The following is a 12330-nucleotide window of genomic DNA, read 5'->3' as shown; positions in this document are numbered from 1 at the left end:
AATGAGAACCAGCCGTTTCCTCGACCGGACCACTCCGCCCCATATCATCACGCTTGTTGTCATCGCCGGCGTCGCGGCGCTGTGCATGAACCTGTTCCTGCCGTCGCTTTCGGCCATGGCGGTTCATTTTCAGATCGATTACGCCGTGATGCAGTTTGCCGTGTCGGGTTATCTTGCCGCCACCGCCCTGCTGCAACTGGTGATCGGCCCCCTCTCCGATCTCTTCGGCCGCCGCCCGGTGATGCTGGCCAGCATCGCCACAATGATCGCCGCGACACTGGTTTGCATGCTGGCTCCCAACATTACCGTTTTCATGATCGGCCGCGTGGCGCAGGCCGCCGTCGTCTCCGGTTTCGTGCTCGCCCGCGCCATCGTGCGGGACATGGTCCCGATGGAGCAGGCGGCGTCGATGATCGGCTACGTGACCATGGGCATGTCCGTTGTGCCGATGGTTGGCCCGACGGTCGGCGGGCTGCTGAACGACTTTTCCGGCTGGCAGTCCAGCTTTGCGCTGCTGGCGATTCTTGGCGCAGGCATTCTCGTGCTTGCCTGGTTCGATCTCGGTGAAACCAATCACAGCAGGTCGGCAAGCTTCTCGCAGCAGTTCCATGCCTGGCCGGAGCTTCTGCGCTCGCCCCTCTTCTGGGGGTATGCGCTGACCTCGACCTTCTCGTCAGGCATGTTCTTCTCCTTCCTCGGTGGCGCGCCCTTTGTCGGCAGCGTGCTTTACGGGCTGACGCCGGCGATGCTTGGCCTGCAGTTCTTTTTCATGGCCAGCGGTTATATGCTCGGCAATTTCGTCTCCGGTCGTTATGCCAGTGAAATCGGCATCAACAGAATGATGCTCTCGGGCAATGTCATCGGGATTGTCGGTATCGCCGCTGCGATCCTCTTCGTGATCGGAGGAGCGGACAGCCCTTATGCGTTTTTCGTGCCGCTCGCTTTGATTGGCGTTGGCAACGGCGTGACGCTGCCAAGTGCCAATGCCGGCATGGTCAGCGTGCAGCCGCATCTGGCGGGCTCTGCCTCCGGCCTTGGCGGCGCGATGACGATCGGCGGCGGCGCGGCCCTTTCCGTCCTTGCCTCTTCGGTGCTCACGAAAGAAGAAGGAACGTGGCCGCTCCTCATGGTGATGCTGTTAACCGGCCTTGTCGCCCTTTTCACCACCTACATCGTCAGACGGCAGGAACAGCGGCAATGATCGTCCCTCCCCGAACAATTCCCGGTCTCGTGCTGGCGGGCGGCCTTTCGCGCCGCATGGGCAGCAACAAGGCGCTGGCAACGCTCGGCGACGCGCCGTTGCTTTCCCATGTCATCCGTCGCCTGACCCCGCAGGTGAGCGATGTCACCATCAATGCCGCCGTGACGGATAAGGGCAATTGGGCGGAAAGTTTCGGTCTGCCGCTTCTGCCCGATACGCTGAACGGCCATGCCGGGCCGCTCGCTGGCGTTCTCGCCGGTATGCGGCATTTCCGCGATCGCGACACCTTCGGCAGCCATTTCATGACTGCACCCGCCGACAGCCCGTTTTTCCCGGACGATCTGGTCGCACGACTGTGCGAGTACCTGTCGGATGACGTCATTGTCATCGCCTCGTCCGGCGGCCAGCTCCACCCGGTCTTTGCGCTCTGGCCGGTGGCCCTGGGCGACGATCTGGAGGGCTGGTTAAAAAACGATGCAAACCGCCGCATCCGCGCGTTTCTCGCCCGCCATGTCACCATCGGGGTCGCTTTCCCGCCGCTTGAAACGGCCACGGGCAGCCTCGATCCGTTTTTCAACATCAATACCCCGGATGAGCTGGCTCTGGCGCGTCGTCATCTGGAGAACATGGAAACATGAGCGAGCAAAAGGTCTTCGGCATTGCCGGCTGGAAAAATTCGGGCAAGACCGGCCTTGCAGTGCGGATCGTCACGGAACTGACCGCGCGCGGCTACCGCGTCTCCACCATCAAGCACGCCCACCACGATTTCGACATCGACAAGGTCGGCGCCGACAGCTGGCGTCACCGTCAGGCCGGCGCACACGAGGTCACCATCGTCTCCGGCACCCGCTTCGCCATCATGCACGAATTGCGCGGTGAACCGGAACCCTCCTTCGAGGACATCCTCTCCCGCCTCGCGCCATGCGATCTCGTGCTGATCGAAGGTTATAAATACGAACCCGTGCCGAAGATCGAGGCGCGCCGGCTGGAAGCGGCCAAGACCGAACCGCTTGCGCCGCTCGATCCGCATATCGTCGCCATTGCCGCAGATCATCCGGTGACGGACGCGGCGCTGCCGGTTTTCGATCTCGACGATACCGGCGCCATTGCCAATTTCATCGAGAGGACGGTTGGGCTGGTGAGGGCATGAACAGGCATTGGAACGGAATGACTTCCTCCTTCCTCGTCCAGGCTCCTCCCCCACTTCCGTCATACCGGCCTTGAGCCGGTATCCAGCCAGCCCAAGTCCTTGGGCTGAGGAGACTCATTCCGCCGCGCAGACGCGCGTCGCCTGGATGCCGGATCGGGTCCGGCATGACGGAGGAGAAAACCGCGAGAAACCAATACTCACTAAGCCCGAGGCACCCATTCCAGCACCTTTTCCGCACCCATTACCCCAAAATGAAAAAGCCGGGCTCATCACCCGGCTTCATCATTCCTTGAGACGCAATACCTATTCAAGGAAAGTGGATGGGTTCACCGGCGTCGCATCCTTGCGAACTTCGAAGTGAACCTGCGGACGCTTGGCGCTGCCGGTCATGCCTGATGTGGCGATGGTCTGGCCGCGCTGAACCTTCTGGCCGCGCTGGACGTCGAGATTGGCGGCGTTGCCGTAAACCGTGACCTTGCCGTCGTCATGACGGACGAGAACCGTGTTACCGAGCTGCTTCAGGCCATTGCCAGCATAGATGACCACGCCGTTTTCGGCGGCCTTGATCGGCGTGCCCTCGGGAACCGAGATATTGATGCCATCGTTGCGGCTGCCTTCGACATTGTCGCCGAAATTATTGATGACCGCGCCGCGAACAGGCCAGCGATACTTGCCGATGCCGGTGGATTCCGGTGCGACAGATGCCATGTCGGCCTTCTTCTCGATATCGCTGACACTTGCGGTCGCCGGTGTGGCGGGCGCGGAGGCAGCGGGAGCCGCAGCCGGGGCCTTATAGGGCTCTGGCTTCACCGATGCGGTTTCGACAGCCTTGACTGCCGCCGCTTCCTTGGCGGGAACGGAAGCGGTCTTGATGGCATCGGTCGATGCGCCCGGCATGTTGAGCGTCTGGCCGACGCGGATGCTCTCGGTGGAGATGCCGTTGGCGGCCTTGAGAGCGGCAACCGAGACGCCGTTGGCGCGGGCGATCTTGGCGAGGCTGTCGCCCGGCTGAACCTTGTAGCCACCGGTCGGCGGCAAAGGCTTGCCGCCCGGAGGCGTCAGCTTGCCAGCGTCAGCGGAAACCTTGTCGCGGGCAGCGGCCTGCGACGGCAGCACGGCGACGTTTCCATCCGGCGCGCGCAGCGGTGTCGGCTGATCGCCGTTGCGGTTGAGCGCGATATCGCCAGCCGCATCCTTGGCGGCGTTGCGGACCTGGCCGAACTTCGGAATGAGGATAGACTGACCGGCCTGCGCGGCGGAAGCGGACTTCAGACCGTTGACACGCAGCAGTTCCTTCTCGGGAACGCCATAGCGGTTGGAAAGCGTGGCGATGCTTTCACCCGGACGCAGGGTCACGGAGGAGGCACCATCCGTATGCCAACCGTTCTTGTCGGAGCGAACCGTTGCGGTGGTCAGATTGTCAGCGGCGGGTGCAGCAGCCTGCCGTGCGGGCGCGGCCAGAGACGGCGCGGCCTTGGGTTGGGCGGACGGGAAAGGCTGGGCCATGGCTTCGTTGCGCGTCGATGGATCGCGGCTCGCCACGGCTGTCGGCGCAGACAGCTCCGAGCGCTGCACCGGCGACGCCGAGGCGCGGGCCGTGGACGGCTGAACGCCACCATAACCGCCGGATTGCTGCGGATAGGAATTGCCGGCCATGTTCTGGTTGGCATAGCCACCCTGCGGCGCGGCAGAGGCGTAACCGCCATTCATGTCACCCTGCGGAACCGGGGCCTGCCCGTAAGCACCGCCGCCCTGACGGGCAGGAATTGACGCCGTGGTCATCTGATCCGGTCCACTGGAAAAGAGGCCGCTGAACCGCGTGGCATCCGAGCTACAGCCCGTTGCGACGCTTGCCAGCAATGTCGCTGCGAACATTTTTGCGACTGATTTTCCGATTTTAGACGAATGTCTCATACGCATGACTCGATCTACACTGACGCCAACCCGCCGCATCGAGATCGATCCGGCACCCAATTCACTTCTTGCAAGGCCCATTTCCCGAGGTGGGGAAAACCATGCGTCGATGTTTATGATTAAAGCGCGTTAGTGTTACCACGCCGTTAAAACGTTAAGCCGTTTGGCGCTTTTTTGACACTTCGATAACCATGACAAAAACCGGATGCGTCATGATGGAACAATTATGACTATTGAAATCAGAGGGTTGATGAGCTTCATCACATTAGAAGACAAAAATGAATTGCCTTCAAAATTTTTATGCTGTCACAAATGCCGGGCAATATGGGAGCTGAGCGGCAGATAGGGCGCTTCAAACAGCTCTTCCTTCTCGAAGCGGCTGCCGGTCTTGGAAAAGCGCGTCATCACGCAACGATCACCCTCAACGATGATCGGCGCAATCATCATGCCGCCAGAAACGATCTGCTCGGCAAAGAAGCGGGGCATCGTTGTGAAGGCGGCCGTGGAAACGATTCGGTCAAAAGTGCCCTCGCCCACCAGACCATTGCTGCCATCTGCCTGGCGGATGACGACGTTACGGATCGAAAGGTCGTCAAGACAGTTCTGCGCCTGCTGAACCAGCGTCTTGTAGCGCTCCAGCGAAAAGACCCGCTCGACACGACGGGCAATGATCGCCGTCATGAAGCCGCTGCCAGTGCCGATCTCCAGCACGCGCTGGCCGGGTTTCAGCTGCAGACGGGCGAGGATTTTCACCGCCATGTCGGCCCCTTCCATGAAGGAACCGCAGTCGATCGGGATGGTGCGGCTGGAATAGGCGTCGGCGGCAAATTGCGCAGGCACGAATTTGGAGCGCGGCGTCTGCTCAACCGCCGTCAGCAGGTCGAGATCGGAAATCCCCTCGCCCCGCAAGCGCAGAACGAGAGCTGCAAAACCTTCCTTTTCGACCATGGCAGATTTCAATCGGTGACTCCGAATCCAAGTGCTTGCGCAACCCGATCCTTCACCGTGTAGTCCGTCAGGTCAAGCTTCAGCGGCGTGACCGAAATCTTGCCATGCTTTATCGCGTGGATATCGGTGCCTTCGCGGAAGTTGCCCAGGCGTTCGCCGAAGCGCAGCCAGTAATAAGGAAGACCGCGACCGTCCTGCCGTTCCTCCACCGTCAGGCCGAAATCCAGCTTGCCCTGCCCGGTAACGGAAACGCCCTGCACATCCTTTGGCGCGCAATTGGGGAAATTGAGGTTGAGGAACGTGCCGTCGGGCAGATCGACATTTATCAGCTTGCGAATGAGATCGGGCGCATAAGTCTCCGCCACTTCCCACGGCACAATGCGCCCGTCAGCATGACTGAAGGCCTGGCTGAGCGCAAACGACCGCACGCCCTGCAACGTGCCTTCAATGGCGCCGGCAATCGTGCCGGAATAGGTGACATCATCGGCCATATTCGCGCCGGCGTTGACACCCGACAGCACGAGATCGGGTTTTTCCGGCAGAACCTCGCGAATGCCCATGATGACGCAATCGGTCGGCGTGCCGCGCAGCGCGAAATGCTTGTCGGAAACCTTGCGCAGCCGCAACGGCTCGGACAGCGTCAGGGAGTGAGCAAGCCCGCTCTGGTCTGTCTCCGGCGCAACGATCCAGACGTCGTCGGACAAGGTGCGGGCGATACGCTCCAGCACCGCCAGCCCTTCGGCGTGGATACCGTCGTCGTTTGTCAGCAAAATCCGCATGTTTCTCTCCCGCTGGTCGTTTCTTTCGCGTACTGAGCCCTCCACAACAATCATGCCGGACTTGATCCGGCATCCAGTCGGCGCGCGTGTGCGCGACGGGAAGGACTCTTTCAGCCCAAGGACTTGGGCTGGCTGGATACCGGCTCGAGGCGGTATGACGGCGACGTCTCAACAGACTGGCAATCAAGCCGCCTTCTCGATCCGAGTCAGACCGCCCATATAAGGCAGCAGCACGTCCGGAATTGTGACAGAGCCGTCATCGTTCAGGTAATTTTCGAGAACGGCGATCAGGCAGCGGCCGACAGCCGTGCCGGAACCGTTCAGCGTGTGCACGAACTTCGTCGCCTTGTCGTCCTTGCCGCGGTAGCGCGCATTCATGCGGCGCGCCTGGAAATCGCCGCAGACCGAGCAGGACGAGATTTCGCGATAGGTGTTCTGGCCCGGCAGCCACACTTCCAGATCATAGGTCTTGCGGGCGCCAAAACCCATGTCACCGGTGCAGAGCGTCATGGTGCGGAAATGCAGGCCGAGACGTTTCAGCACTTCCTCGGCACATGCCGTCATACGCTCATGTTCGGCAACGGCACTTTCCGCGTCGGTGATGGAGACGAGTTCGCATTTCCAGAACTGGTGCTGGCGCAACATGCCGCGCGTATCGCGACCGGCCGAGCCCGCTTCCGAGCGGAAGGACGGTGTGAGCGCGGTGAAACGAAGCGGTAGCTTCTCCTGTTCGAGAATTTCGCCTGACACGAGGTTGGTCAGCGTCACCTCGGCCGTCGGGATCAACCAGCGGCCATCCGTGGTCTTGAACAGGTCTTCGGCAAACTTCGGCAATTGGCCGGTGCCGAACATAGCCTCGTCCCGCACCATCAGCGGCGAAGAAACTTCGGTATAGCCATGTTCCGAGGTGTGCAGGTCGATCATGAACTGGCCGAGCGCCCGCTCCAGCCGCGCGAGCTGGCTGGTGAGGACGGTGAAACGCGAACCCGAAAGCTTGGCGGCCCGCTCGAAATCCATATAACCAAGTGCTTCGCCAATCTCGAAGTGTTCCTTGGCCGCGTGGTTCCAGCCGGGCTTCTGGCCGACGACACGGGTCACGACATTGTCGTGCTCGTCCTTGCCATCGGGCACATCGTCGAAGGGCATGTTCGGCAGGCGCGACAGGGCGTCGTTCAGCTCGGCGGTGACCTGACGGTCCTCCTCCTCGGCGCGCGGCATCTTGTCCTTGAGGTCGGCGACTTCCGCTTTGAGTTTTTCCGCAAGCTCCATGTTCTTCTGCGCCATGGCTGCGCCGATTTCCTTGGAGGCGGCATTGCGGCGGGACTGCATGTCCTGCAGGGACTGGATGACGGAACGGCGCTTTTCATCCAGCGCGATCAGGCCTGCGGCCGCAGGCTCCGCGCCACGGCGTGCAAGCGCCGCGTCGAAAGCTTCGGGGTTTTCACGTATCCATTTAATGTCGTGCATCGTCGTTCCAGACCGTTGTTGCATCACCGGTGTTTTACAGCAAAACGCCGGGCAGAAGCCCGGCGCGAGGAAATGTCTTGAGCGGCGAGACCGTCGAAAACTCAGGTCTCCTCCAGCTCCGTACTTGCGGATTCCGCAGCACGTTTCCTCTCCACGAGTCGAGCCATATAGATGGAAATCTCGTAGAGAATGATCGCAGGCAGTGCAAGACCGATCTGGGACATCGGGTCCGGCGGGGTCAGCACGGCCGCGACCACAAAGGCCATGACAATCGCAAACTTGCGCTTCTCACGCAGCCAGTCGCTGGTCAGAAGGCCGACGCGCGCCAGAAGCGTGGTGACCACCGGCAGCTGGAACACCAGACCGAAGGACAGCACCAGCGTCATGATGAGGCTCAGATATTCCGACACCTTCGGCATCAGTGAAATCGCGACCTCACCATCTTCCGGCAATTGCTGCATGGCCAGGAAGAACCACATGACCATCGGCGTGAAGAAGAAATAGACGAGCGCCGCACCGATGAGGAACAGGATCGGCGATGCGATGAGGAACGGCAGGAACGCGGCGCGCTCATTCTTGTAGAGGCCTGGCGCCACGAATTTGTAAAGCTGCGACGCGATCACCGGAAAGGAAATCACCATCGCGCCGAACATCGCGACCTTGATCTGCGTGAAGAAGAATTCCTGGGGCGCGGTATAGATCAGCGACGACTTCGTCACATCAAGGCCAGCCCAGAGAACCGCCCACTTATAGGGAATGACAAGCAGGTTGAAGAGATGCTTGGCTACGGCAAAACAGGCGATGAAGGCAACGAAGAACGCACCCAGCGACCAGATCAGCCGCGTGCGCAGTTCCATCAGATGTTCGATAAGCGGCTGCGGCTTGTCCTCGATGTCCCCGCTCATGCTTCGTCCTTCTTGGGCTTTGCAGCCTTGGTTTTCGCCGGCTTTGCCGGCTTGGCATCAGCGACCACGACAGGCTTTTCAGCCACGACCTTCCTGGCGGCCGCTTTTTTAGCGACGGCTTTGACGGTCGGCTTTGCAGCTGAACTTTCCGTGGAGTTGACAGCGACGGGCGCTGACGCCGCGACCGCTTTGGCGCGGCTGGCGCGTTTCGGCTTGGCGGCAACCGCTTCCGCCTCGACGGTCGCAATCGATTTCGCCCGGGCTCGCTTCGGCTTTTCCGCCGGTACGACCGGTGCCGCAACGGGGGCGGCACTCACGGGCGGCGTATCCGGTAGCTTCATCTCAGGCTCGGGAACGCTGACGAGCGGTGCAACCGGTTCACTGGTCGCAGGTGCTGCCGTCGAGGTCGCAGGTGTGGATGACAGGCTCTCAGGTGGCGTTGTCGCCTTCTGAAGATCGGATTTGATCTCGTTGCCGAGCTGGCGAAGCGGGTTCATGGCATCGCGCAGCGAGTTGGTCGGGTTGAGATTGCGGACATCGGAGATGGTCTGGCGCACATCGTCCATGTCGGCCTCTTTGAGCGCCTCATCGAACTGGCTGCGGAACTCCCCTGCCATCTTGCGAAGACCGGCCATGGTCTTGCCGAAGGCGCGGATCATGGGCGGCAAGTCTTTCGGCCCGACAACCACGATCAGCACGACCGCAATCACCAGCAGCTCGCTCCAGCCGATATCAAACATCAATATGCTCCCGAGACCCTAACGCGTGTCAGTCTCAAACTAGACGGCAGTGCCGCTTACTTGATCTCGTCAGCCTTGTGGTCGACGGTCTTTGCGTTGACATCGGCCGGCGGCGGCGTCTGATCTTCGTCAGCCATGCCCTTCTTGAAGCTCTTGATGCCCTTGGCGACATCGCCCATCAGTTCCGGGATCTTGCCGCGTCCGAAAAGGACGAGAACAATCACCAGCACGATGAGCCAATGCCACACACTAAAAGAACCCATAACTGAAACTCCTGAATTTCGCTTTCAGACGATGTAAGACGTTTGAAAGGCTTTTACAAACGACAAATCGCCGGTTCAACAGGGTGTGAGCATAAAGTTTCTGCGTCTTGTCACCCGTGCGATAACGATCTCAATCGTCGCCGTCGCTACCACCGGGCGCAAGCAGGCCCAGCTCTTCCAGATCAAGTTGCGTTATCGGATCTTCATCCTCGCGCAGCTCGTCGCTCATCATCGGCAGGGGCACGCCGAAATTGGAAGGGATGCGGCCGGAAAGCAGCCCTGCCCCCTTCAGCTCCTCGAGCCCCGGCAGATCGCGCAATTCCTCAAGGCCGAAATGGTCGAGAAACTCAACCGTGGTGCCGATGGTTACGGGTCTGCCGGGTGTGCGCCTGCGGCCCCGGAAACGCACCCAGCCCGCCTCCATCAGCACGTCAAGCGTGCCGCGCGAGGTCTGCACACCGCGGATTTCCTCGATCTCGGCACGTGTCACCGGTTGATGATATGCGATAATCGCCAGAACTTCCAGCGCCGCGCGCGAGAGCTTCTTCGGTTCCTTTTCCTCCGTGCGGATGACGAAGGACAAATCGCCAGCCGTGCGGAATGCCCATTGCCCGCCCACCTGCACGAGATTGACACCCCGATCCGCATAAGCGGCTTTCAGGCGCTCAAGAGTGGCAAGGACATCCATCCCCCGCGGCAGGCGCTCCGCGATGAAGCCTACGGAAACCGGCTCGGCAGAGGCAAAAACCAACGCCTCGGCGATACGCTCGGCCTCCTTCAGCTGACGTTCGGAAAACACCGTGGATTCGGTGGCCACGCCATCAGACACGATCGTCGCCCCGGCAGCCTCATCATGATCAGTCATTGTCAGTCCTCTGCGCGTCACCCGCGCGATCATCCCTTGTGCCACGGCGCATATAGATGGGCTGGAACGCCCCTTCCTGCCGGATTTGCAGCGATCCCTCGCGCACCAGCTCCAGCGAAGCGGCAAAGGCGCTGGCGATCGCCGTCACCCTCATGGCGGGATCCGGAACATATTGCAGCAGATACTGATCGAGAACGGTCCACTCCCCGACATCGCCAAGCAGATTGTTGAGAAGCTCGCGCGCTTCCACCAGCGACCAGACCTGCCGTTTTTCAATCGTGACCTGCGTGATCGCCTGTCGTTGCCGCAGATTGGCGTAAGCGCTGAGCAGATCATAGAGGCTGGCCTCGAAGGCCGAGCGGTTGATATGCGGAATATGTTCCGGAGCACCGCGGGCAAAGACATCGCGGCCAAGCTGGGCGCGGTTGACGAGACGTTCCGCCGCCTCGCGCATTGCTTCCAGACGCTTCAGCCGGAAGGCAAGGGTCGCAGCCATCTCCTCGCCCGAGGGACCGTCATCCTTGGATTGCTGCGGGATAAGCAGCTTGGACTTGAGAAAAGCGAGCCACGCGGCCATCACCAGATAGTCTGCCGCCAGCTCGATGCGCACACGCCGCGCGCTTTCCACGAATTGCAGATATTGCTCGGCCAGCGCCAGCACGGAAATGCGCGACAGATCGACCTTTTGCGTGCGGGCAAGGTGCAACAGCAGATCGAGCGGGCCTTCGAAACCCGCGACATCGATGACCAGCCCGGCCTCACCCGTCAGCCGCTCCGGCGTCACATCCTGCCAGAGCTTGTCCATCGGTGTGGAATTTCGTGATTTGTCTGCGGCCATCGTTCCATCCGCCGGAACTTCCGGCCTTGATCCCGGGTGAGCGGCCGCCCGACTGTCAGGAAACGGCCCACATGGCGTTAAATTCCGCTCTCAGCGTTGCTTCATCGGACGCGTCGGCGGCGGTGAAGCCAGCCTCCACAGCCCGCACCCGCTCCAGCGTACGGCCGGAAAGAACGGGAACCTCCTTCACGACCTGAAGCATTTCACTCATCACACCGTTGCAATGCAAGACTATATCGCAGCCACCCGCAACAATATTCGCAGCTCTCTCACCCAGCGTTCCCTTTAGCGCATTCATGGAGCTGTCGTCAGACATCAGCAACCCGTCAAAGCCGATGCGGCCGCGGATGATCTCCTCAATCACCTTCGGCGATGTCGTCGCCGGCCGTTCTCTGTCCACCGCGTTGAAAACGAGGTGCGCACTCATGCCCATCAACTCGTTGTTGAGAGCCCGGAACGGTATGAAATCATGCGCATCCAGCTCCTCGACCGGCACGTCGACCACGGGTAGTTCATGATGCGAGTCCACCATGCCGCGACCGTGCCCCGGCATATGTTTCATGACGGGCAGCATGCCGCCCGCCTTCAACCCGTCGGCCGCCGCCTGCCCCATCTCGGCAACCATGATGGGTGAATAACCATAGGCACGGTTACCGATGACGTTGCTCGCACCCTCCACCGGCACATCGAGCACCGGCAGGCAATCGATGTTGATCCCGAATCTCGTAAGATCAAAGGCATGCAGGCGCGACATCAGCCAGGCGGCGCGCAGACCGGCATCGCGATCACGCTCGTAGATTTCACCGAGAATACGGGCGTTCGGATAGGCTTGCAGGATCGGCGCCTTGATGCGCTGTACACGACCACCCTCCTGATCGATCAGGACCGGGGCATCTGGCCGCCCGACCGCCTCGCGCATGGCGGCAACAAGATCGGTGATCTGCTGCGGCTCGCTAATATTGCGCCCGAACAGGATGAAACCCCAGGGCTGCTCATCGCGGTAAAGGGCAATCTCGTCGGCGGTCAGCGAAAGCCCGCTGCATCCGAGGATCATAGCTTTGCAATCGGTCATGGTATCACGCTTTCAGGGAAAGGAAGGATCGGACGTCGCCAAACTCTCGACCCTTAGGGAGGCGGCAACATGAAACACACGTCACCCCGGACTTGATCCGGGGTCCAGCGCGATCAAGTCCTTGATCGCTTAAGGTCCGTTTCACGGCGCGTCTGCGCCGTGGCTGGATGCCCAATAAAGCCCGGCAT

General features: G+C 60.9%; 13 protein-coding genes. 3 read left to right on the top strand and 10 right to left on the bottom strand.

The genetic code is table 11. The features are described from left to right. Window position 1 precedes the first annotated feature (1 nt). The 3 genes from AT6N2_RS02365 to mobB are packed head-to-tail and all read left to right on the top strand — an operon-like array spanning window position 2 to window position 2351. Window positions 2-1201: a multidrug effflux MFS transporter gene (locus AT6N2_RS02365; protein ID WP_144574076.1), complete on the top strand. Its 1200-nt coding sequence runs from the start codon at window positions 2-4 to the stop codon at window positions 1199-1201. Then, entirely contained in the window at window positions 1198-1839 is a 642-nt protein-coding gene (gene mobA, locus AT6N2_RS02360; protein WP_209088177.1) for a molybdenum cofactor guanylyltransferase MobA, read from the top strand. Before AT6N2_RS02365 ends, mobA begins: the two co-directional genes overlap by 4 nt. Then, window positions 1836-2351 carry a molybdopterin-guanine dinucleotide biosynthesis protein B gene (gene mobB / locus AT6N2_RS02355; RefSeq protein WP_209088175.1) on the top strand — a complete coding sequence of 172 codons (516 nt, stop codon included), beginning with the start codon at window positions 1836-1838 and terminating at the stop codon, window positions 2349-2351. Before mobA ends, mobB begins: the two co-directional genes overlap by 4 nt. Window positions 2352-2654: 303 nt before the next feature. Here mobB and AT6N2_RS02350 read toward each other — a convergent pair whose 3' ends face one another. From AT6N2_RS02350 to nagZ, 10 genes are all read right to left on the bottom strand, one after another. Next, on the bottom strand, window positions 2655-4226 hold the full coding sequence (locus tag AT6N2_RS02350; protein ID WP_209088172.1) for a peptidoglycan DD-metalloendopeptidase family protein: 1572 nt from the start codon (window positions 4224-4226) through the stop codon (window positions 2655-2657). A gap of 345 nt (window positions 4227-4571) precedes the next feature. Beyond that, complete coding sequence (locus AT6N2_RS02345; protein ID WP_063948852.1) at window positions 4572-5225, bottom strand: protein-L-isoaspartate(D-aspartate) O-methyltransferase; 654 nt, start codon at window positions 5223-5225, stop codon at window positions 4572-4574. Further along, a complete protein-coding gene (gene surE, locus AT6N2_RS02340) occupies window positions 5222-5992 on the bottom strand; it encodes a 5'/3'-nucleotidase SurE (RefSeq protein WP_144574068.1) in 771 nt (256 codons plus the stop codon). The genes AT6N2_RS02345 and surE overlap by 4 nt, the downstream gene beginning before the upstream one ends. 183 nt (window positions 5993-6175) lie before the next feature. Continuing rightward, window positions 6176-7459, bottom strand: coding sequence for a serine--tRNA ligase (gene serS, locus AT6N2_RS02335; RefSeq protein WP_209088169.1), 1284 nt, complete (start codon window positions 7457-7459; stop codon window positions 6176-6178). 101 nt (window positions 7460-7560) lie between these two features. Next, on the bottom strand, window positions 7561-8364 hold the full coding sequence (tatC, locus tag AT6N2_RS02330; RefSeq protein ID WP_063948849.1) for a twin-arginine translocase subunit TatC: 804 nt from the start codon (window positions 8362-8364) through the stop codon (window positions 7561-7563). Next, window positions 8361-9104, bottom strand: coding sequence for a Sec-independent protein translocase protein TatB (tatB, locus tag AT6N2_RS02325; protein ID WP_209088166.1), 744 nt, complete (start codon window positions 9102-9104; stop codon window positions 8361-8363). Before tatB ends, tatC begins: the two co-directional genes overlap by 4 nt. 56 nt (window positions 9105-9160) lie before the next feature. After that, entirely contained in the window at window positions 9161-9367 is a 207-nt protein-coding gene (locus AT6N2_RS02320; protein ID WP_003515599.1) for a twin-arginine translocase TatA/TatE family subunit, read from the bottom strand. Window positions 9368-9497: 130 nt separating this feature from the next. Then, window positions 9498-10232 carry an SMC-Scp complex subunit ScpB gene (gene scpB / locus AT6N2_RS02315; RefSeq protein WP_209088163.1) on the bottom strand — a complete coding sequence of 245 codons (735 nt, stop codon included), beginning with the start codon at window positions 10230-10232 and terminating at the stop codon, window positions 9498-9500. After that, entirely contained in the window at window positions 10225-11070 is an 846-nt protein-coding gene (locus AT6N2_RS02310) for a segregation and condensation protein A (protein WP_063948846.1), read from the bottom strand. Before AT6N2_RS02310 ends, scpB begins: the two co-directional genes overlap by 8 nt. 55 nt (window positions 11071-11125) lie before the next feature. Continuing rightward, window positions 11126-12142, bottom strand: coding sequence for a beta-N-acetylhexosaminidase (nagZ, locus tag AT6N2_RS02305; RefSeq protein WP_209088160.1), 1017 nt, complete (start codon window positions 12140-12142; stop codon window positions 11126-11128). Window positions 12143-12330 lie beyond the last annotated feature (188 nt).

It is taken from the genome of Agrobacterium tumefaciens, assembly GCF_017726655.1.
Classification (GTDB): Bacteria; Pseudomonadota; Alphaproteobacteria; order Rhizobiales; family Rhizobiaceae; genus Agrobacterium; species Agrobacterium tumefaciens_B.
This window is presented reverse-complemented; position numbering and strand designations above follow the sequence as displayed.

Coding starts and splice junctions, on each gene's coding strand:
- mobA (WP_209088177.1), top strand. CDS start 1,198: ATGATCGTCCCTCCCCGAACAATTCCCGGTCTCGTGCTGGCGGGCGGC.
- AT6N2_RS02310 (WP_063948846.1), bottom strand. CDS start 11,070: ATGGCCGCAGACAAATCACGAAATTCCACACCGATGGACAAGCTCTGG.
- tatB (WP_209088166.1), bottom strand. CDS start 9,104: ATGTTTGATATCGGCTGGAGCGAGCTGCTGGTGATTGCGGTCGTGCTG.
- nagZ (WP_209088160.1), bottom strand. CDS start 12,142: ATGACCGATTGCAAAGCTATGATCCTCGGATGCAGCGGGCTTTCGCTG.
- tatC (WP_063948849.1), bottom strand. CDS start 8,364: ATGAGCGGGGACATCGAGGACAAGCCGCAGCCGCTTATCGAACATCTG.
- scpB (WP_209088163.1), bottom strand. CDS start 10,232: ATGACTGATCATGATGAGGCTGCCGGGGCGACGATCGTGTCTGATGGC.
- serS (WP_209088169.1), bottom strand. CDS start 7,459: ATGCACGACATTAAATGGATACGTGAAAACCCCGAAGCTTTCGACGCG.
- AT6N2_RS02365 (WP_144574076.1), top strand. CDS start 2: ATGAGAACCAGCCGTTTCCTCGACCGGACCACTCCGCCCCATATCATC.
- AT6N2_RS02320 (WP_003515599.1), bottom strand. CDS start 9,367: ATGGGTTCTTTTAGTGTGTGGCATTGGCTCATCGTGCTGGTGATTGTT.
- surE (WP_144574068.1), bottom strand. CDS start 5,992: ATGCGGATTTTGCTGACAAACGACGACGGTATCCACGCCGAAGGGCTG.
- mobB (WP_209088175.1), top strand. CDS start 1,836: ATGAGCGAGCAAAAGGTCTTCGGCATTGCCGGCTGGAAAAATTCGGGC.
- AT6N2_RS02350 (WP_209088172.1), bottom strand. CDS start 4,226: ATGTTCGCAGCGACATTGCTGGCAAGCGTCGCAACGGGCTGTAGCTCG.